The sequence below is a fragment of the Halomonas halodenitrificans DSM 735 genome (assembly GCF_000620045.1).
GTDB lineage: Bacteria > Pseudomonadota > Gammaproteobacteria > Pseudomonadales > Halomonadaceae > Halomonas > Halomonas halodenitrificans.
On record NZ_JHVH01000016.1, the window covers coordinates 51,431 to 71,591 of the forward strand.

The 20,161-nt window shown below is 64.4% G+C and carries 16 protein-coding genes; 9 read left to right on the forward strand and 7 right to left on the reverse strand.

Annotated elements, in window-relative coordinates; all coding sequences use genetic code 11:
• Nucleotides 1–218: 218 nt before the first annotated feature.
• The 5 genes from Q358_RS0108755 to Q358_RS0108775 form a co-directional block, all read right to left on the reverse strand.
• Nucleotides 219–878: a DsbA family oxidoreductase gene (locus tag Q358_RS0108755; protein ID WP_027961704.1), complete on the reverse strand. Its 660-nt coding sequence runs from the start codon at nt 876–878 to the stop codon at nt 219–221.
• Nucleotides 875–1,273: an OsmC family protein gene (locus Q358_RS0108760; protein ID WP_211248320.1), complete on the reverse strand. Its 399-nt coding sequence runs from the start codon at nt 1,271–1,273 to the stop codon at nt 875–877. The genes Q358_RS0108755 and Q358_RS0108760 overlap by 4 nt, the downstream gene beginning before the upstream one ends.
• Nucleotides 1,274–1,472: 199 nt before the next feature.
• The gene (locus Q358_RS0108765) at nt 1,473–2,060 is read right to left on the reverse strand and encodes a peroxidase-related enzyme (RefSeq protein WP_027961706.1); all 588 of its coding nucleotides are present in this window, start codon (nt 2,058–2,060) and stop codon (nt 1,473–1,475) included.
• A gap of 110 nt (nt 2,061–2,170) precedes the next feature.
• Entirely contained in the window at nt 2,171–5,287 is a 3,117-nt protein-coding gene (locus Q358_RS0108770) for a DEAD/DEAH box helicase (protein ID WP_027961707.1), read from the reverse strand.
• A 179-nt stretch (nt 5,288–5,466) separates the two neighbouring features.
• Nucleotides 5,467–6,966, reverse strand: coding sequence for a CoA-acylating methylmalonate-semialdehyde dehydrogenase (locus tag Q358_RS0108775; RefSeq protein ID WP_027961708.1), 1,500 nt, complete (start codon nt 6,964–6,966; stop codon nt 5,467–5,469).
• A gap of 221 nt (nt 6,967–7,187) precedes the next feature.
• Between Q358_RS0108775 and Q358_RS0108780 the strand changes: the two genes are divergently transcribed.
• Nucleotides 7,188–8,141, forward strand: a complete 954-nt coding sequence (locus Q358_RS0108780; RefSeq protein ID WP_027961709.1) for a LysR family transcriptional regulator — start codon at nt 7,188–7,190, stop codon at nt 8,139–8,141.
• A gap of 236 nt (nt 8,142–8,377) precedes the next feature.
• On the forward strand, nt 8,378–10,558 hold the full coding sequence (gene katG / locus Q358_RS0108785) for a catalase/peroxidase HPI (RefSeq protein WP_027961710.1): 2,181 nt from the start codon (nt 8,378–8,380) through the stop codon (nt 10,556–10,558).
• 119 nt (nt 10,559–10,677) lie between these two features.
• On the opposite strand, the gene Q358_RS0108790 is transcribed toward katG, so the two are convergent.
• Both Q358_RS0108790 and Q358_RS16945 read right to left on the reverse strand, forming a co-directional pair.
• Entirely contained in the window at nt 10,678–12,159 is a 1,482-nt protein-coding gene (locus Q358_RS0108790) for a protein adenylyltransferase SelO (RefSeq protein ID WP_027961711.1), read from the reverse strand.
• 67 nt (nt 12,160–12,226) lie between these two features.
• Entirely contained in the window at nt 12,227–13,123 is an 897-nt protein-coding gene (locus Q358_RS16945) for a LysR substrate-binding domain-containing protein (protein ID WP_051530269.1), read from the reverse strand.
• A 122-nt stretch (nt 13,124–13,245) separates the two neighbouring features.
• Here Q358_RS16945 and Q358_RS16950 point away from each other — a divergent pair, with 122 nt between their 5' ends.
• From Q358_RS16950 to Q358_RS0108830, 7 genes are all read left to right on the forward strand, one after another.
• Entirely contained in the window at nt 13,246–14,208 is a 963-nt protein-coding gene (locus Q358_RS16950; RefSeq protein WP_084286494.1) for a DMT family transporter, read from the forward strand.
• A 449-nt stretch (nt 14,209–14,657) separates the two neighbouring features.
• On the forward strand, nt 14,658–16,358 hold the full coding sequence (locus Q358_RS0108805; RefSeq protein WP_027961712.1) for a sodium:solute symporter family protein: 1,701 nt from the start codon (nt 14,658–14,660) through the stop codon (nt 16,356–16,358).
• Nucleotides 16,359–16,420: 62 nt separating this feature from the next.
• Complete coding sequence (locus Q358_RS18850; protein ID WP_211248321.1) at nt 16,421–16,549, forward strand: putative transporter small subunit; 129 nt, start codon at nt 16,421–16,423, stop codon at nt 16,547–16,549.
• Between the two features lie 121 nt (nt 16,550–16,670).
• Nucleotides 16,671–17,159, forward strand: coding sequence for a methylated-DNA--[protein]-cysteine S-methyltransferase (locus tag Q358_RS0108815; RefSeq protein WP_027961713.1), 489 nt, complete (start codon nt 16,671–16,673; stop codon nt 17,157–17,159).
• A 42-nt stretch (nt 17,160–17,201) separates the two neighbouring features.
• On the forward strand, nt 17,202–18,719 hold the full coding sequence (locus tag Q358_RS0108820) for a malonate--CoA ligase (protein WP_027961714.1): 1,518 nt from the start codon (nt 17,202–17,204) through the stop codon (nt 18,717–18,719).
• A gap of 9 nt (nt 18,720–18,728) precedes the next feature.
• Nucleotides 18,729–19,328: a 2-hydroxychromene-2-carboxylate isomerase gene (locus Q358_RS0108825; RefSeq protein WP_027961715.1), complete on the forward strand. Its 600-nt coding sequence runs from the start codon at nt 18,729–18,731 to the stop codon at nt 19,326–19,328.
• A complete protein-coding gene (locus tag Q358_RS0108830) occupies nt 19,325–20,077 on the forward strand; it encodes a haloacid dehalogenase type II (RefSeq protein ID WP_027961716.1) in 753 nt (250 codons plus the stop codon). The genes Q358_RS0108825 and Q358_RS0108830 overlap by 4 nt, the downstream gene beginning before the upstream one ends.
• Nucleotides 20,078–20,161 lie beyond the last annotated feature (84 nt).

Sequence of the window (20,161 nt, forward strand, 5' to 3'; positions counted from 1 at the left end):
CCCCAGAGAGTGGACCTCAATCCCCATGGCTGTCCATATTGCCGGTCGAGAACACGGCTTCTGTGCCGTCCGCGCTGACGGCAAACGGCAAGCCCTCACGAAAGAGCCAAGCGTCCGGTCGCCACGACGCGATCACCGGACCGACCCGCGTCGAGGCAACCAGCGCCTTCAGAAACGATGCCCACGGGGGGCCATGACGGCCTATCGCCGGATCGACGCTACTGCGGCGCCTCTTCGGCCTCCGCGGCGATCTCCTGCAGCGCACTTACCAGTGTTTCGGGTTCCTGAGCCCCGGAAATCAGATACTTGTCGTTGATGATATATGCCGGCACGGACGAGACACCCGCCTGTTGGTAGCTGGCCTCATCCTGGCGCACGGCATCGGCGTACTGCCCGGACGCCAGCACCTCTCTGGCGCCGCCTGAATCGAGCCCCACGGCTTCAACGCAGCGGAGAAGAACCTCATGCTCCGAGACGTTTTCCGCCCTGCCGAAATAGGCCTCGAACAGCGCCTTTTTCATGGCGGTAGCCTCGCCCTGCTCATCGGCCCACTTGACCAGCCGATGGGCATCGAAGGTGTTGCAGGAGCGTCGCTCCTGGATCTTGGCGAAGTTGATGCCGAGATCCTGTGCGATGGTCATCATCTGACTCTGGTTCGCGCGCATCTCGTCCTCGCTGCGCCCATACTTGCGGGCCAGCGCCGGCAGGATCGGCTCTCCCTCCCCGCTCTGCTCAGGGTTCAGCTCGAAGGCGTGCCAGCGGATCGTGAACGCAAACTCTGACGCCAGCCGCTGCATGGCCAGCTCCAGGCGGGCATAGCCGATGGCACACCAGGGGCAGGCAATATCCGAAACGATATCGATGGCTATCTTTCTCATTTCCTCACCCAGCTCATATTGACCGGCACATTGGCATCCAGGAAAAGATTCATGACGGGGCATCGCCGCTCCACAGCTTCTCTCAGCTGCTGGAGGCGCTCCTCACTCTCATTGGTTGTCACCTGGACGTCAAAGTTCACCGAGTGAAAGTGGGGGGAGACCCCCTCTACGCCGCTCATTCCCTGCAGGTCGATGTCTCCACTGCTGGAAAATTCCGCGCCCTCATAGGCAAAGCCCTGCTCCTTCGCGATCAGCGAAATCATCACGGAGGTACAGCTGGTGAGTCCTGAGAGCACCAGTTCGACGGGATTTGGACCTTCGTCTGTGCCGCCCAGGTTTGCAGGCTCATCCACGATAAATGATTCGAATGAGCGGACGGACATCTCCGTCTTCATGCCACCTTTCCAAACGCCTTTTGACTCGACCTGAAGGATGGAGTTAGCCGCCATATCAGTTGTTTCCCGGTTGTGTTAGAGGCTTTTGCAAGCTTGTGCGAGCAATATATCAAACGCCCTCCTGCCACACACGACCTCGGGATAGTGCAAATTCTCACTTGGTTATAATGAAGACTGCCACGCGCCTGGGGTGCGGAGCCTACTTCTCCCGCGGCACCCGTCCCATCAGATAGAACTCCTCGTTGGGTGGCGTGCCGGTCAGGGTGACCAGGCGGTTGGAGAGGCCGAAGAAGGCGGCAATGGCGCCGATGTCCCAGATATCGTCGCGGGTGAAGCCGGCCGACTCGAGGCACGCCTCCCACGCCTCGGTGAGCTCCCCCACCTCCAGGGCACAGTACATGGCGAAGTCGAGCATGGTGCGATGCCGCTCGCTGATCGGTGCGGTGCGATGGTTGATCGCCACCTGATCGGCCAGCAGCGGGTCCTTGCTGTAGATTCGCACCAGAGCGCCGTGGGCCACCACGCAGTAGAGACAGCGGTTACGGGCGCTGGTGGCCACCACGATCATCTCCTTCTCCGCCTTGGTCAGGGTATCGGACTCCCGCTCCATCAGGGCGTCGTGGTAGGCGAAGAAGGCGCGGAACTCCGCCGGGCGATGCGCCAGCATCAGGAAGACATTGGGTACGAAGCCGGCCTTCTCCTGCACCGCCAGGATGGCGTCGCGGATATCCTCGGGCAGGTCGTGGATCGACTCCGGGACGGGGAAACGGCTGATGGAAGTGGTCATGTTGGCTCCTGGGTTATGTTTGTTATCGCCGACCCAACATAACAGTTCGCGTCAACGTCAACACGTCTGCCAAGGTCGCATTCTCGGGCCACTCAGCCCCGACTCGCCCCCTATGCCGGCCGCGCCTCCTCGAAGAGTTCGGCCGGCATGGGATGGGCCAGCTCCCAGGTCATGGCGATGGGGCGATCCCCCTGATAGCCCCTGAGAGCCTTGGCTTGCCCCAGGAAGATAAATGGCGCTGTCTCGCCATCGATGCGCTTCGTCAGCCGAGCGAAGAAGAGGATGGTATAGCCCCTGTCCTCGAAGTGAAGGTAGTTCTGCCCCGTTGAACTGGCCTGACTGGTGTTCGACTGGCTCTCCCAATGCAGTAGCGTACGGCTGATCGGATAGTCGCGATAGCGCGTCGTGGGGGAAAAATCGCTATCGTCCTTCTGGAACGTCACCAGGTGAATATAGGCGCGGAGCTCTTTGGCATGAATCACCCCCACACCAGTCGCTCCCGACTTTTCCAAGCTTGATAAACCAAGTGACGCTTTGATCTCTGGCAAGCCATAGGCACCATGCAATAGCAGCTCACAGTCGAAAGGTAGCTCACTCAATCGCTGCAGCGGCACTTGCTGATGAACCCGCCGCCAGGCGGCGATCTCGGCGGCATCGGCCGCGATACTCGCGTTGGCGTGCCACTTTCGCAACGACTGCTCGAGGCTCTCTACGCCCACTAAGCCGCCCTTTCGACCCCATAGCAGATAGTGCAACGCCGTTTGTCGCGCGGTGTCATAGCGCCCCAGCGCTTCCTCGACGCCTTCGGGTTGACCAAGGGCCTCGATGGCCATGAGCAGCTCAGGATCGCTGCGCAGCGCGATACGCGGCAGCGCCTTACGCGCCTGATCGATATCCGGATCCTCGGGTTTCTCCCTTCGATCCGCCAACGCCTTCCACTCGGACCAGCTACGGCGCGATAGCACCTGAACCGGTGTCAATCCGGTCACCTCGAGAAAACGCCCGAAGGTGAGCGGCTGCCCTACCTCTTCCGACCAGGTACGCAGAGTCTCGGGAATAAACTGATTCAGATCGGCCAGCACCGAGCGGATTTTGCTAAGCACTCGGTCTCGTGCCACTCGCTCTAGTTGGATGTTGCAGCCGGGCGGCAGGCTGGGGAAGTCGGCTTCCACTTCTCGGTCCAGCCGCTGGCGCCGCCCCGAGAGCAGCGCCATGAACTTGGTGTCCAGGCGATAGCGACGATGGGTCTGTCCAACGAAGTCCAGAACGGTGAGGCATTCTTTACCCGGCGCATGGCGGAGCCCACGACCCAGCTGCTGCAGAAACACCGTCAGGCTATCGGTGGGACGCAGGAACATCACCAGGTTGATATCCGGAACATCGACCCCTTCGCTGAGCACATCCACAGTGAACAGAAAGGGCAGTGTGCCTTCACGGAACTCGTGCAGCCGCTCGGCGCGTATCTCGGCCGGCGTGCTACCCACAATCACGGCGGCTCGGTACGCTTCGCCCAGCCGGTTGAAGCACTCCGCCATATATTCGGCGTGGCGCACCCCGGCACAGAACCCCACTGCACGCACCCCCTGCAGGTCGGGCTGATAGCGCTCTAGAGCCTGCACAACGGTATCCACCCGCTGTTTGGCACGGAAATCATCGCCGGTCAGCAAATTCTCCAGCTGACGGGCATCATAGCGGCCGTTACGCCAGAGCGCGTCATCGCTGAGGTCGACGCTATCGCTGACCCCGAAGTAGTGAAAGGGACACAGCAGTTTCTCTTCCAGGGCCTCAGGGAGACGAATCTCCGCGGCGAAGCCGCCATCGAAATCGGGCAGGATGCTGCTGCCGTCCATTCGCTCAGGCGTCGCCGTCAGCCCCAACAGCACTCTAGGCTCAAGCGCCTCGAGGAGTCCCCGGTAGCTGCTGGCAGCCTCATGGTGGGCCTCGTCGATGACAACATAGTGGAAGTGGTCGACCCCCAGTGACCGCCACGGTCGCTGTCTATTCAGCATCTGCACCGAGGCAAATAAATGGCGATGTTCCGTCGGCACGTACCCGCCGACCCAGAGCTCACCGAAGTTCTGGTCGCGAAGTACGGTGCGATAGCAGGACTGGGCCTGTTCCAGTATCTCCTTGCGATGGGCAACAAATAGCAGAGGCACCTGGCGCCCCTCTCTCTCGCAGATCCGCCGATAATCCAGCGCCGATATCACCGTCTTGCCGGTGCCGGTGGCCGCGACCACCAGATTACGATACGAGCCGCGCTGGCGTGCGGCATCGAGTGCCTCAAGAATTCTGAGCTGAAAGGGCCGAGGGGTGATCTCGGCAAAGAATGCTGCCCCTCTTTGTGCACGCTCTTTATGCGCGGCGATCGCACGCCGGAACCGCGGAAAATCCGCCGGAGTATAGGGTTCGAACTCGTCGCTCTCCCAATAGGCGGCAAACTCCGCCTCGAAGCGCTCCAGAATGTGTGCCATATCCTGAGCGGTGACCTTAACGGTCCACTCAAGCCCCTGAGTCATCGCCGAGTGGGACATGTTCGCGGAACCGATATAGGCGGTGGAATACCCGCTCTCGCGGCGAAAATGGTAGGCCTTGGCGTGCAGTCGCGTGCCACCGGTATCGTAAGAGACGCGGACGGTGATATTGGACTGCTGGGCCAGCCACTCTAGCGCCGTTGGATCACTGGCCCCCATATAGCTGGTGGAGATCAGGCGAACCGGAATGTTGCGGTCGGCCAGGCGCTCGAAGGCGGGCATCAACAGCCTTAGCCCCGACCACTTGATAAACGACACCAGGATATCGACGCCATCGGCGGTGGCCATTTCGGCGCGAAGCTCATGCTCCAAGGGCGGATCATGACCCAGGCCCGTCAACAACGTGCTGGTCGCCAAGGGCGTAGCCGGCCGGGGCAGGCGCTGGGCTCCCTGCCCCAGCTCGCTAAGCACCGGCCTATCCGTCTCCAGCAATTTCTTTCGCGCCAAATAATCGAGGCCATCGGTTGCCGAAATCAGCTCGATAAGGCGATTGAGCAATGGAAGGCGATGGTCGTCATCGACGATTCGCAAGGCTTGATGGAGCAGCCGGCCGAGAAACTGGGCGTAGGCGTGGGGGGCCGTCTCGTCGTCGAGTTTTCGCAACACGGGCTTGAGATCAGGCTGCGCCTTTAGCTGCTCCTTGAGTTCTTCATCGAGAAGCCGTTCATAGAGCCCTTCCGATAGCCGTTCCATGGTGTTCCTTTCCCTGCCCTGTCGACGCCACCCAGGGTAGCAGCAACAGGCCGCGGCGGGGCATCACGGCAACCCTTTCAGCATGCCAAACCATGACGATGCTCGCGCCCAGCCCCGCCCTGAACGCAAGCGGCCCCGCCTCTTGCGAGACGGGGCCGCCATTCACAGCGCCGAAAGGATCAGCTCATGGAGATGGTGCTGTTGATGCCGCTGGAAATGTTCTCGGGCTCGAACCAGCGGGCGGTGACGGTCTTGGTCTGGGTCCAGAAGGCGATGGCCTGCTTGCCGTTGGGGCCCAGGTCACCCAGCTTGGAGGCACGCGAGCCGGTGAAGCTGAAGTAGGCGACCGGCACCGGGATCGGCACGTTGATGCCGATCTGGCCGACATCGATGTCGGTCTCGAAGCGGCGCGCTACCCAGCCGGAGTTGGTAAAGATCGAGGTGCCGTTGCCGTTGGGGTTGGCGTTGATGAACTCGATCGCCTCTTCCAGGGTCTCGACGCTGAGGACGCAGAGCACCGGGCCGAAGACCTCTTCACGATAGATGGTCATCTCCGGGGTCACGTCGGCAAACAGGGTCGGGCCCACAAAGTTGCCGTCCGGGTAGCCATCTACCGTGTAGCCACGGCCATCGACCAGCATCTTGGCGCCTTCCTTCTCGCCGGCGGTAATCAGCCGTTCGACGCGCTCCTTGGCCTGGGGTGACACCAGCGGGCCGAGGTCGGCGTCGGTCTGGGTACCGGGGCCCACCTTCATGTTACGGGCCCCCTCGACGATGTCATCCAGCCACTCGCGGGCCTCGCCCACCAGCACCACCACCGAGTTGGCCATGCAACGCTGGCCGGCGGCGCCGAAGGCGGAACCCAGCAGGTTGTTGATCGCCTGGCTGCGGTTGGCATCCGGCATCACGACGCAGTGGTTCTTGGCGCCCATCATCGACTGCATGCGCTTGCCGGCGGCGGCGGCGCGGTTATACAGCAGCGAGCCCACGTGGCTGGAGCCGATAAAGGAGAGCGCCTTGATGTCCTGGTGGTCGGCGATCTGGTTGGCCACGTCCGGGCCACCGTGAACCACGTTGAGCACGCCAGCCGGCACGCCCGCCTCATGGGCCAGCTCGACAAGGCGCATGGAGGAACTGGGATCCTGCTCGGAGGGCTTGAGCACGAAGGTGTTACCGGTGGCGATGGCCAGCGGGAACATGAAGCAGGGCAGCATGATCGGGAAGTTGAAGGCCGTGATGCCGGCGCCAACGCCCAGTGGCTGATGCATGGAATACACATCCACATCCGTCGCCACGTTCTCGGCCAGCTCGCCCATCTGCAGGGAGGTGATCGAGCAGGCATGCTCTACCACTTCCAGGCCACGCCCCACTTCGCCGGCCGCGTCGGGCAGGGTCTTGCCGTGCTCCTCGGTGATCAGCGCCGCGATCTCATCGGTGTTCTCGCGGATCAGCGCCTGCAGCTTGAGCATGATGCGCATGCGCTTGCCGAGAGGTACCTTGCGCCAGGTCTTGAAGGCCTCCTTGGCGCTGGCCACGGCACGCTCCACTTCCTCGGCGGTACAGAACGGTACCCGAGCCACCACTTCCTGGGTAGCCGGATTGACCACATCGCGCCACTCCTGACTAGCGGACTGGATGGGCTGGCCGTCGATATACATGGGAATTTCGCGGACTGACATGGGCATGCTCCTCTCGATTATCGCTATCGGCATATTGCAGGGTTGTCGTTATGAACCGTTTCTGCAGTTGCTGCCGTCTTTCGCCCTTAGACTTTGTGTGTATATAAACACGCAAGATGATGGATACGAGTCTATCCAGAGGTCGCATGGCATGACAACGGGTACTCGGGCACATTGCTTGTGCATTAATGCACAGGAAAATTGCTCAGCGAGGAGCCGTCATGCTCGACTGGCACGATATCCAGATTTTTCTCGAGGTCGCCCGCAGCCAGCGGCTTACCGATGCCGCCCGTCGCCTGGGACTGGACCACTCCACCCTGTCGAGGCGCACTCGGCGCTTCGAGCAGAAGCTCAACACCCAGCTCTTCGAGCGTAGCACCCATGGCTACCACCTCACCCAGGCCGGACAGCAGCTGCGCGCCCATGCCGAGGAAATGGCCCGCCACGCCTTCGAGGCCGGCGAAGGCCTGACCGACAAGAACCACCAGATCAGCGGCCAGATCCGCCTGGGGGTGACCGAGGGCTTCAGCACCTGGGTGATCGCACCGCTTCTCTCGGCCTTCTGCGAGCGACATCCGGGCGTCACCCTGGACCTGCTCGCCCTGCCCCGGGTGGTGAACCTGAGCCGCCATGAAGCCGACCTCGCGATCACCGTGGAACGCCCGGTCAGCCCGGGCCTGGTGGTCTCCCGGCTATGTGACTATCGCCTGCGGCTGTATGGCAGCGACGGCTACCTGGCCCGCCATGGCACGCCGGAGCGCCTCGCCGAGCTGGGCACCCATCGCCTGGTGGGATATGTCGACGACCTGATCTTCAGCGAGCAGCTCAGCTATCTGGAGCCGCTGCTCGAGCCCTCGGCGGCCGGCCAGCCGCCCCACTTCGCCATGCGCAGTACCAGCGTGACCACACAACACGCGGCCTGCCTCTACGGGGCGGGGCTCGCCATCCTGCCCTGCTTCATGGCCAGCACCTCACCGACCCTGTGCAACGTGCTGGAGCACGATATCGCGATCGACCGCCAGTTCTGGATCACCGCCCGCCAGGAGCAGCGCCAGCTGGCCAGGGTGCGGCTGCTATGGGACTTCCTGCGTGAGGCGCTGGAAGACAACCGTGCCTTCCTGATGGGTGAAGCGAAGGAGATGGTGATGCCCGAGGCCGCCCCCGCCGACGGCTAGCGCGGCATGCCAGGCATGGCCCCCATCATGAAGATTGGCTATCGGCTCGGTCGGCAATCTCGCTTGGAGCTAATTGACTGACAGGGAGTAACTTGAGAACCACCCAAGGGGACAAGGCAAGCCAGGCAAAAGAGAGCATTACCGTCGAAAATTGACCTGCCTCGCCGCTCCACGAACGCCGACACCCATGCAGGGGTGGCAATACCTCAGCGCGGAACAAGATAGGGAAGAGCCATATGGACAACCAGCAGCATGCAGGCAAGTGTCCGGTCATGCACGGCGGAAACACCGCCACGGGCCGCGACAACATGGAATGGTGGCCGGAAGCCCTCAATCTGGACATCCTGCACCAGCATGATCGCAAGACCGATCCCATGGGGGCAGACTTCGATTATCGCCAGGAGGTCCGCAAGCTCGACTTCGCGGCGCTGAAGCGAGACATGCATGCCCTGATGACCGACAGCCAGGCGTGGTGGCCGGCCGACTGGGGCCACTATGGCGGCCTGTTTATCCGCATGTCCTGGCACGCGGCCGGCACCTATCGCATCGCCGACGGCCGTGGCGGCGGCGGCACGGGCAACCAGCGCTTCGCCCCGCTCAACTCCTGGCCCGACAACGTCAGCCTGGACAAGGCACGGCGCCTCTTGTGGCCTATCAAGAAGAAGTACGGCAACCGGATCAGCTGGGCCGACCTGATCATTCTCGCCGGCACCATGGCCTACGAGAACATGGGGCTGCCCTCCTTCGGCTTTTCCCTCGGCCGCGAAGACATCTGGCACCCGGAGAAAGACATCTACTGGGGCAACGAGAAGGAGTGGCTGGCGCCTTCCGATGGGCGCTACGGCAGCGTCGACGAGCCCGACACCATGGAAAACCCGCTGGCGGCGGTACAGATGGGCCTGATCTATGTGAATCCGGAGGGCGTCAACGGAGAGCCGGACCCGCTCAAGACGGCCGAGCACATGCGCGAGACCTTCGCTCGCATGGCCATGGACGACGAGGAGACCGCGGCACTGACCGCCGGCGGCCATACGGTCGGCAAGACCCACGGCAACGGCAATGCCGCCGCCCTGGGTGCCGAGCCCGAGGCCACCGATGTCGAATCGCAGGGCATGGGCTGGAGCAATCCCGACATGCAGGGCAAGGCCGCCAATGCCGTCTCATCCGGCCTGGAGGGTGCCTGGACCACCCACCCGACCCGGTTCGACATGGGCTTCTTCGACATGCTGTTCGGTCACGAGTGGGAGCTGAAGAAGAGCCCCGCGGGTGCCTGGCAGTGGGAGCCGGTGGACATCAAGGAGGAGGACAGGCCGGTCGACGCCAGCGACCCCTCCCGGCGCCACAACCCGATGATGACCGACGCGGACATGGCACTGAAGCTGGACCCGGCCTACCGCGCCATCTGCGAGACGTTCATGGCGGACCCGGAATACTTCAAGGCATGCTTCGCCCGGGCCTGGTTCAAGCTGACCCACCGGGACATGGGGCCGAAGAGTCGCTATATCGGCCCGGACGTACCGCCCGAGGATCTGATCTGGCAGGACCCGATTCCCGCCGGCAGCACCGACTACAGCGTCGAGGCCGCCAAGCAGAGGATCGCCGAGAGTGGGCTCTCCATCGGCGAGATGGTCAGCACCGCCTGGGACAGCGCCCGCACCTTCCGCGGCTCCGACATGCGGGGCGGCGCCAACGGTGCCCGCCTTCGCCTGGCGCCGCAGAAAGACTGGGAAGGCAACGAGCCGCAGCGTCTGGCCAGGGTGCTCGAGGCCTACGAGAGGATCAGCACCGAGACCGGGGCCAGCCTCGCCGACCTGATCGTGCTGGGTGGCGGACTGGGCATCGAACAGGCCGCCAAGGCCGCCGGCCACGACGTCCTGGTGCCCTTCCTTCCGGGCCGTGGCGATGCCAGCGCCGAGATGACCGACACGGCGTCCTTCGAACCGCTGGAGCCGCTGGCCGATGGCTTTCGCAACTGGCAGAAGAAGAACTACACGGTCAAGCCGGAAGAGCTGCTGCTCGACCGCGCCCAGCTGATGGGTCTGACCGCCCCGGAGATGACCGTGTTGATCGGCGGCATGCGCATGCTGGACACCAACCACGGTGGCACCAGGCTCGGCGTGCTCACCGACCGTGAAGGCCAGTTGACCAATGACTTCTTCATCAACCTGACCGACATGGACAACGCCTGGAAAGCCGCGGACAACGACGCCTACGAGATCCGTGACCGCCAGAGCGGCCGGGTGAAGTGGACCGCCAGCCGCATCGACCTGGTATTCGGCTCCAACTCCATCCTGCGCAGCTACGCCGAGGTCTACGCCCAGGACGACAACGAGGCGAAGTTCGTCGAGGACTTCATCAAGGCCTGGACCAAGGTCATGAACGCCGACCGCTTCGACCTGGGGCAACGCCAGCCGTGATCACGCCCCGCGCCGGGCGCTTCGCCCGGCTCGCCGGATGAGCGAGACAGAAAGAACAGAGACGCCCGGGGCTTGATCGAGCCCCGGGCGTCTCGTTTCGGCTTGAAGCCAACGGCGGTTCAGGTCCCGCAGAAGGTTCGCAGCACCCGTTCGGTGGGCGGGGCCGGCCGGCTGTGCTCCTCCCGGCCGGGCTGCTCGACAAGAGGCTCGGCCAGCACCTCGCGTAGCGTCTCGAACGGACCGAAGTCATCATGTTCGGCGGCGGCGGCAATCGCCCGCTCCACCTGGTGGTTGCGCGGGATATAGAGCGGGTTGACGGCATTCATGCGGACCACAATCTCACCGATGGCCTCGGTCCCTTCCCGCTCCAGGCGCTGCCGCCAGCGCGGCAGCCAGGCCGCCAGGCCGTCACTGGCCTCGAACAGATCGAACAGCGCGGGGGCATCCTCCTCCACCGCCTCACTCAGGCGGCGAAATGTCAGGGTGAAGTCGGCGCGGCCGGCCTGCATCGCCTCGAGCAGGGCCTCGACCAGCTCGCGATCGCCCTTCTCTTCCCGCTGCAGCCCCAGCTTGGCACGCATCACCGCCAGCCACTCGGCCTCATACCGGGGCTCATAGCGCTTGATCGCCTCGGTGGCCTTCGCGACTGCCGACTCTTGCTCATCATCGAGCAGCGGAAGCAGGGTCTCGGCGAAGCGCGCCAGGTTCCACTGGGCAATCCACGGCTGATTACGATAGGCATAGCGCCCCTGCTCATCGATGGAGCTGAACACCATGGTCGGCGAATAGTCTTCCATGAAGGCGCAGGGACCGTAGTCGATGGTCTCTCCGGCGATGCTGCAGTTGTCGGTATTCATCACCCCGTGGATAAAGCCGAGCCCCATCCACTTCGCCACCAGCGCCGCCTGGCGAGCGGCCACGGCCTCCAGCAGCCCCAGATAGCGCTCGCCCGCGCCCGGCTCGGTGGTCAGCAGGCCTGGATAGTGCCGCTCGATGGCCATATCGGCCAGGGTACGCACCGCCTCCACGTCATCCCGCGCGGCGAAATACTGAAAGGTGCCCACCCGCAGATGACTCGCCGCCACCCGAGTCAGCACGGCGCCCGGTTCCGGCACCCGGCGAAACACCCGCTCGCCGCTGGTGACGGCGGCAAGCGCCCGAGTGGTGGGCACGCCAAGCCGATGCATGGCCTCGCTGACCAGATACTCGCGCAGCACCGGGCCCAGCGGTGCGCGCCCGTCGGCACCGCGGGAGAAGGGCGTCATGCCGGCCCCCTTGAGCTGGATATCGCGCAACCGTCCCTCGCGGTCGACGACCTCGCCAAGCAGCACCGCCCGGCCATCGCCGAGGCGCGGGTTGAAATGCCCGAACTGGTGGCCGGCATAGGCCTGGGCGAGGGGCTCGGCGCCCTCGGGAACGCTGTTTCCGGAAAACCACTGGGCGGCGCGCGATTCATCGAAGCCATCGAGATCGAAGCCCAGGGCCTCGGCCAGCGGTCGATTGAAGGCCATCAGCCGTGGTTCGGACACCGGCACGGGATCGAAGCGCAGGTAAAAGCGTTCGGGCAGGCGCGCGTAGTGCAGAGTGAACTCGGGAAACATGGCAGCTCCAGTCTGGCCGGGAGGAAAGCGAGGGAATAATGCCCGAGTATAACGCTCGGACATTCCTCTATCGACCCAGCTCCTCCCGGCTGACCCAGCTCATTCTGGCTGGCGCCAGCTCTTCACGAATCAGCTCGGCCAGGCGCCGGGCCGGCTCGGTAGGACGCCGCGCGGCACGGTGCAGCGCCAGCTCCACGGCCGGCAACGCCGGCAGGCCGCTGGATTCGTCCAGGGCGCGCAGCTGAGGGCCGAGCATGCTGCGGGTGACTACCACGATGGCCAGCCCCGCCTGGACCAACGGCGCCAGCCCGGCCATGGACTGACTGGTATAGGCCACTCGCCAGTCGCGTCCGGCGGCGGCCAGTGCATCCTCTGCCGACTCACGAAAGAGATCCGCGCCGGGCGAATAGAGTGCCAGCGGCAAGGGGTCGGAGAGTGGCGGCTGACGCTCCAGCCCTACCGCCCAGGTCAGCGGTTCACGGCGGATGACCTCGCCGCCCGGCGAGCGGCGTTGACGAGTGACCAGCGCCAGGTCGAGCTCATCGGCGCGTACCCGCTCCATCAGTTCGGCACTGACGCCACAGATGACCTGCAGGCCGACATCCGGGTACAGCTGATGAAACCAGGAGAACACCGCCGTCAGCAACGGCGCATAGTCCTCGGGAATACCCAGATTGAGCTCTCCGGTAATGCGTCGCGCACGCATATCGGCCAGCACCTCGTCGTTGAGCGCCAGCAACCGCCGGGCATGCTCCAGCAGCCGCTCGCCCTCGGCGGTAAAACGGATACGTCGCCCCTGCCGCTCGTGAAGCGACACCTCAAGCACCGCTTCCAGGCGCGATAGCTGCATGCTCACGGTCGATTGAGTAAAGGCCAGGCGCCGTGCGGCAGCGGTGACGCTGCCGGTATCGGCCACCGCCACCAGGGTACGCAGCAAGGCGAGATCGAGAGTCGGTGCGCGCATTACTCATCAATCCTCTTGATGGTTATGATCAATTAAGATCGATATTGTGATGAGTATGGCACGGTTAGCATGGCGTCAGCATCCAGCCTGAATCCATCCATGCTTCACGGGAGGCCGCGACCATGCAGCTTCAGCGCCCACACCTCACACACTCTCCCTGGCTCGGCGGTAGCGCCGCGGCACTGGCGGTATTGCTGTGGGCGCTGGTACCTCTGATGGCCAATCAGGCCGGTGACCTTCCCCCGCTGCGCCTCTCGGCCCTCGCCCTGCTCGCCGGTGCGCTTGGCACCCTGCCCATGGCGCGCCGCCGCCGCTACAGGGATGCTCCCCTTCGCCCGGTGCAGGGCCTGATCGTCTACCTGGGCGTGCCATTGCTGACCGCCGGTGCGGTAGGGGCCTGCTTCGCCGCCTTCAACCGGGCCCCGGCCGAACAGGTGGCCCTGATTCTCTACACCTGGCCGGTGCTGTTCCTGCTGGTTAGCCAGTGGCGAGCCCTGGGACGCCTGCCGGGAAATTGCCTGATCGGCACCGCCCTGGCGTTCTCGGGTGCCGCCCTGCTGGTGGCACCGCAGGCCCTGGCCGGGGGCATTTCCGGCACCTGGAGCGGATATCTGCTGGCCGCGCTCGGGGCTCTCTGCTGGGCACTCTACTCCCTGGCAAACCAGGTGGCGGCCTGGCGCCTGGGGGAGCGCATGCCGCACCTGCTGCTGATCGCCAGCCTGCTGACCGGGGGCGCCAGCCTGGCCCTGGAAGGCACCATTGTCCTGCCTTCAAGAGACGCCCTGATGACCGTTATCGCCCTGGGACTCGGCCCCTACGGACTGGCGATGCTGGCCTGGGATCGCGCCATGCGCGACCCTCTCGCACATCGCGTCGGCAACCTGGCCCATGCCGTGCCGGTACTGGCCACGCTGTTTCTGGTACTGGCGGGAATCAGCATGCCGGACTGGCGGTTACCGGTGGCCGCATTACTGGTGGTAGCGGGCAGCTTGACCGCATCAGCGGAGCCGACTTCACGGCATGGAGCGGAACCCGAAGGCATTTTCGCTGCAGCTAAGCGCATTTGCCTTCTGATTCGCGACTGATTAGACATATCCCCTTCGGGTGAGTAGGGTATACGGCGCCCGGATCAGACAACAAACCGATAATCGATCCCTGACGGGCTCTGGCCTCAGCGCCCTGCCCAACCTGGTCTCGCCTTGATTGCAGGCCGGTTCGCCGTACCTTCGACTGACCGTCGATGACGCTATCGAAAGAGAAAGAGTCCATGTCGCTACACTACGCCGACAGGGGGCGATGCATGCCGCGCCGCCCGCCACCTGGTCTCCCCACTCTGGGGTAAGCCGTTCTCACGGCACCTTTGCCGTGCCGAGCCAACAGCACCGCAGCCGCGGCGTCATATCCTGCGCCGGCCTGCCTGGGCGCTCGCCATGCAGCACGGCCATCGGGTACCCCGTCTTTATCACTGCGTCCTGCATGTGGCGACAGCCGACATGCCCGAGACGTGTTTGTTCAATCAACCGAGGGACTGCCCTTGAACAGCGAAACGCTTTACCAGTTCTCGACTCTGACCGTCGTCTTGCTGCTGCTTGCCTTCTATGGCGGCACCTATCTGATGACGCTCGGCATCCGCAAGAAGAACGAGGATGCCGATGCCTTTATGGTCTCCAACCACCGCGTCGGCTTCGGCATGGGCGCGGCCAGCATGACCGCCACCTGGATCTGGGCGGCCTCGTTTTACGCCGCGGCCACTTCCGGCTATACCTACGGCGTATCCGGCCCCATCCACTACGGGCTCTGGGGTGCCTTGATGATCCTGTTCATCTACCCCTTCGGTCGGCGCTTCCGCAAGCTGGCCCCCAATGCCCATACCCTGGGTGAGCTGATCCACGCTCGCCACGGCTCCTCCAGCCAGCTGATCCTGGCGTTTTCCAACGTGCTCGGCAGCATCATCAGCCTGATGGTCAACTTTACCGCCGCCGGCGCGCTGGTTTCGGTACTTTCGCCGCTCTCCTTCCAGGCCGGGGTGATCATCTCCGGCGTCGGCGTGCTGTTCTATACCCTGTGGTCCGGGTTCCGCGCATCGGTGCTGACGGACTTCGCCCAGCTGGTGGCTCTCATGGCCATTGCCGTCGTGATCATTCCCGCGGTGTTCTTCGCCATGGGTGGCCCCAGCGAACTGGTCGCCGGCCTCGGCAACCTGACGGCGGAACAGGCCAACTTCTTCTCGTCCGAGGCCATCCTCAAGCAGGGCGCTCCCTTCTTCGTCGCCGTGCTGGCCTACGCCATCGGCAACCAGACCATCTCCCAGCGCCTGTTCGCGGTGAACGAGGACCACATCAAGCCGACCTTCCTCACCGCCACCATCGGCTACGGTGCAATCGTCATCGGCCTGGGCATGATCGGCCTGATGGCGCTGACTCTGGGCATCCAGCCGCTCAACGGCGACATGAACAACCTGATCCCGCAAATGGTATCCGGCTACCTGCCGCCGATCTTTATCGCACTGTTCTTCATCCTGGTGATCGGCTCGCTCTCCTCCACAGCCGACTCCGATCTCTCGGCACTGTCGGCCATCATGATGGCCGACGTCTACGGCAAGAACATCGCCCGCGGCAAGGCCGACCCCAAGCGCATGCTGCTGGTCGGTCGCCTGACCATGATCACCGCCACCGCCGCCGGCATCGTCTTCGCCAGCTTCTCGCTGGATATCCTGGTGATGCTGGTCTTCGTCGGCGCACTCTGGGGGGCCATTGTCTTCCCGGTGATCGCCAGCTGCTTCTGGAACCGGGTCACCAACCAGGCCTTTACCGTTTCGGTACTGGTGGCCATGGTGCTGTTCTGCATCGCACGCTTCGAACTGATCGATCTGGCCGGCCCCGGCGGGCTGTTCTTCGAGCTTCTGGCCAGCATCGGCGGCGGCGTGATCATCGGCCTGATGGTCTTCGGCTTCCTCGGCCGTGCCGCCGGCTTCATCGCCGGCATCCTGGCACTGATCGCCATGCTGGTCTTCGCCACCGACTTCCTGCGCGACTACACCGTGCTGCTGGCCTCGCTGACCGCCTACGGCACCAGCACCCTGGTATGCGTGGTGATGAGCCTGACCAGCCGTGAAGAGTTCGATTTCGATACCATTCGCGAGCGGGTGGGCGACTACGACGACACGCCGATCGAGGAGCCGGTGGCAACGCCCGGGGACACCCCGGTTACCGCCAACCTCGCCTCTCAGCGCTGAACTTCGCCCATCCATCATACGGGCGGCACCGGGAGTGCCGGTGCCGCCCCAGGAGACCGACCATGACGACGCTACTTGCCTTTTACGTATTGATCTGGCCCGCCATGACTCTGGGTGTGCTGGTCGTGATCTGCCGCGCCGTGATGCGCGATCGTCGCCAGGCGCGAGAGGAGAACCGCGAACTGGTCTGACGCTCAGGTGTTACCCCGGACGGCCCGGCGGGCATTGCCCGCCGGGCCGTCCTGTCTGTGGCAAGGGGTATCAAAACGGGTAGACTCCGGGGAGACGCCTTCGCACTGCCAGGGGACACCCATGAACCGTGACACCGTCGACTACTATCGCCCACCGGCGGCGGACGCCCTCGGCCTGATTCGCCTTCGCGCCAACGCCGACGGGATCACCGAGATCGATTTTGTCGATGAAGAGACCGAGCCCGTGCACCCCGGGCCGTTGACCGACCAGGCCCGCGAACAGCTGGCCGAATACTTCGCAGGCACTCGCCGCGATTTCGACCTGCCCTTGGCCCCCATGGGCACCGACTTCCAGCGCCGGGTATGGACCGCACTCGCGCACATTCCCTATGGCGAGACCCGCAACTACGCCGAACTCGCCGAACAGCTCGGCAGCAAGGGCGGCCAGCGCGCCGTGGGCGCCGCCAACGGCCGAAATCCCATCTCCATCGTGGTGCCCTGCCACCGGGTCATCGGCAGCGATGGCCGCATGACCGGCTACGCCGGCGGCATCGGCCGCAAGCGCTGGCTGCTCGCCTTCGAGGCGGGCGAGGTACCGATGCTGCTGTAGTAAAGCTGCTCAATGACAACAATTCAGGGAGCTGTAACCAGAATGAGCCACAACCTTTTCGAGACCTTTGCGCGCCGCATGCAAGAGCGTGGCGACGCCGACTTCATCACCACTCGCGAAGGACGCGGCTATTCATACACCGAAGCGCTCGCCATGAGTGCACGCCTGGCCGGCGCCCTGGTCGGGCTGGGCGTCGCCCCCGGTGACCGGGTCGCGGTGCAGGTCGACAAGAGTCCCGAGACGATTCTGCTCTACCTCGCCACCCTGCGCGTCGGTGCCGTCTATCTGCCGCTCAACACCGGCTACACCGGGGACGAGATCCGCTACTTTCTTTCCGACGCCGAGCCGGCGCTATTCGTCTGCCGGCCCGCGACGCTGACGGAATCAAGCGGCATTGCCGCCGACACCGGCTGTCCGTCGGTACAGACGCTGGGCACCGCTGCAGACGGTAGCCTGATGGAAGCGGCCACCGCAGCTATCCCGTGCGAGATGGTAGAACCCCGCGACGAGCACGATCTGGCTGCCATCCTCTATACCTCCGGCACTACTGGTCGCTCCAAGGGCGCCATGCTCACCCACCGCAACCTGGCCTCCAACGCCGCCACCCTGATGGAAGCCTGGCGCTTCAGCGAGTCCGACCGGCTGATTCACGCCCTGCCGATCTTCCATACTCATGGACTGTTCGTGGCCTGCAACGTCACCCTGATGGCGGGCGCCAGCATGCTCTTCCTGGCGAAGTTCGATGCCGACGTGATCGTCGAGGCGATGTCACACGGCACGGTGCTGATGGGCGTGCCCACCTTCTATACTCGCCTGGTGGCCGACCCGCGCCTGACTCCCGAGGTTACCGCCAGGATGCGGCTGTTCGTTTCCGGTTCAGCGCCGCTGACTGCCGAGACCCACCAGGCCTTCGAGGAGAAGACCGGCCATGCCATCCTCGAGCGCTACGGCATGACCGAGACCAACATGAATATCTCCAACCCCTACGATGGCACGCGCCGGGCCGGCACGGTGGGCCAGCCGCTACCGGGAGTGGAAATCCGTATCACCGACCGCGAGACCGGCCGGGAAGCGGCCGATGGCGAGATCGGTATCCTCCAGGTGCGGGGCCCCAACGTCTTCATCGGCTACTGGCGCATGCCCGAGAAGACGCGTGAAGAGCTACTGGATGACGGCTTCTTTATCACCGGCGACCTGGCCATGATCGACGAGCACGGCTACGTGCAGATCGTCGGCCGCGACAAGGATCTGGTGATCTCCGGCGGTTTCAACGTCTATCCCAAGGAGGTAGAAGAGGTGATCGACGAGTACTCGGGTGTGGCGGAATCGGCGGTAATCGGTCTGCCCCATCCTGACCTTGGCGAGGGCGTCACGGCTGTGGTGGTACCCCAGCCTGGAGCCAGGGTCGACGAGGCCGGAGTGCTCAATCACCTCGAGGGGCGGCTGGCCCGCTACAAGCAGCCAAAGCGAGTGTTCTTCATCGACAGTTTGCCGCGCAATACCATGGGCAAGGTGCAGAAGAACCAGCTGCGCCAGCAGTTCCAGGACACCTACCGCTGAGGGGCGACCATGCCGACCACGATCCGCTACTACTACACCCATATCTCGCCATGGAGCTACCTGGGCCACGCGAGCCTCGGCGAGATCACGGCCCGCCACTGCGCCACCGTGGACTACGTGCCAATCACCCTCGGGGCGATTTTCCCGCACACCGGCGGTCTGCCACTGGCCAAGCGCGCCCCGGAGCGCCAGGCCTACCGCATGGCCGAACTCAGGCGCTGGCCACAGCGGCTGGGCATTCCCCTCAACCGGGAACCGGCGCACTTCCCGACGGACGACCGTCCGGCGGCCCGACTGGCGCTGGCAGCCAAGGCGCGGGGGCATGACATCGCCGAGCTGTCGCTTGCACTTATGCGGGCCTGCTGGGCCGAGGAGCGTGACATCGCCGACCCTGCGACCCTGGGCGAGATCGCCGACGCCTGCGGACTGGACGGCTCCGCCCTGCTGGAGGCGGCCGCTGGCGAGGCGGGCCAGCGACGCCTGGACGAGGCCTGCCAGGCCGCCCTGAACGATGGCTGCTTCGGGGCGCCCTGGTACATGCTCGACGGTGAGCCCTTCTGGGGCCAGGACCGCCTGGAACTGCTCGAAGAGGCACTGGAGAAGCGATGATGACGCAACTGCCTGACGCCCTGGCCGATGTCAGGGCCCTGACCTTCGATGTCTTCGGTACCGTAGTAGATTGGCGTAGCAGCGTCATCCGCGAGGGCGAGGCACTGGGCAGCCGCCTGGGCCTCGCGGCGGACTGGGCGACCTTCGCCGACGCCTGGCGCGGCGGCTATGCGCCGTCCATGGACCGGGTTCGTCGCGGCGAGCTGCCCTGGACGCGCCTCGACAACCTGCACCGCATGACGCTGGATCGCCTGCTCGAGCAGTTCGGCCTCGCCGACGCTTTCGACGAGGCCCGGCGGGAACACTTCAACCGCGTCTGGCACCGTCTGGACCCCTGGCCGGACAGCGTCGCCGGGCTGGCCCGACTGCGCGAACGCTACGTGCTGGCCACCCTCTCCAACGGCAACGTCTCGCTGCTGGTCAACATGGCCAAGCGCGCCGGCCTTCCCTGGGACTGCGTGCTCTCGGCGGAACTCGCCGGTCACTACAAGCGCGACCCCGAGGTCTACCGCATGGCAGCCCGCCTGCTCGATCAGCCCCCCGAACGCATCCTGATGGTCGCCGCCCACCAGGACGACCTCCAGGCCGCCCACCGCGAGGGCTTTCGCACCGCCTTCGTCCGGCGCCCCCTGGAGCACGGCCCCGACGCCACTCCCGACCTCTCGGTGGATCCGGTCTTCGACCTGGTGGCCGACGACTTCCATGATCTGGCCGACCAACTCGGCCTGCCCGGGGGAACTCACCCTTGAAGGATGCCACCCACGAGCTTGAGTCAAACGCATGGCCTACGTAGCAATGGGCCTTCACCTAGCCGCTATATCGCGGCCTTGCAC

Coding starts and splice junctions, on each gene's coding strand:
- Q358_RS0108755 (WP_027961704.1), bottom strand. CDS start 878: ATGAGAAAGATAGCCATCGATATCGTTTCGGATATTGCCTGCCCCTGG.
- Q358_RS0108760 (WP_211248320.1), bottom strand. CDS start 1,273: ATGAAGACGGAGATGTCCGTCCGCTCATTCGAATCATTTATCGTGGAT.
- Q358_RS0108765 (WP_027961706.1), bottom strand. CDS start 2,060: ATGACCACTTCCATCAGCCGTTTCCCCGTCCCGGAGTCGATCCACGAC.
- Q358_RS0108770 (WP_027961707.1), bottom strand. CDS start 5,287: ATGGAACGGCTATCGGAAGGGCTCTATGAACGGCTTCTCGATGAAGAA.
- Q358_RS0108775 (WP_027961708.1), bottom strand. CDS start 6,966: ATGTCAGTCCGCGAAATTCCCATGTATATCGACGGCCAGCCCATCCAG.
- Q358_RS0108780 (WP_027961709.1), top strand. CDS start 7,188: ATGCTCGACTGGCACGATATCCAGATTTTTCTCGAGGTCGCCCGCAGC.
- katG (WP_027961710.1), top strand. CDS start 8,378: ATGGACAACCAGCAGCATGCAGGCAAGTGTCCGGTCATGCACGGCGGA.
- Q358_RS0108790 (WP_027961711.1), bottom strand. CDS start 12,159: ATGTTTCCCGAGTTCACTCTGCACTACGCGCGCCTGCCCGAACGCTTT.
- Q358_RS16945 (WP_051530269.1), bottom strand. CDS start 13,123: ATGCGCGCACCGACTCTCGATCTCGCCTTGCTGCGTACCCTGGTGGCG.
- Q358_RS16950 (WP_084286494.1), top strand. CDS start 13,246: ATGCAGCTTCAGCGCCCACACCTCACACACTCTCCCTGGCTCGGCGGT.
- Q358_RS18850 (WP_211248321.1), top strand. CDS start 16,421: ATGACGACGCTACTTGCCTTTTACGTATTGATCTGGCCCGCCATGACT.
- Q358_RS0108815 (WP_027961713.1), top strand. CDS start 16,671: ATGAACCGTGACACCGTCGACTACTATCGCCCACCGGCGGCGGACGCC.
- Q358_RS0108820 (WP_027961714.1), top strand. CDS start 17,202: ATGAGCCACAACCTTTTCGAGACCTTTGCGCGCCGCATGCAAGAGCGT.
- Q358_RS0108825 (WP_027961715.1), top strand. CDS start 18,729: ATGCCGACCACGATCCGCTACTACTACACCCATATCTCGCCATGGAGC.
- Q358_RS0108830 (WP_027961716.1), top strand. CDS start 19,325: ATGATGACGCAACTGCCTGACGCCCTGGCCGATGTCAGGGCCCTGACC.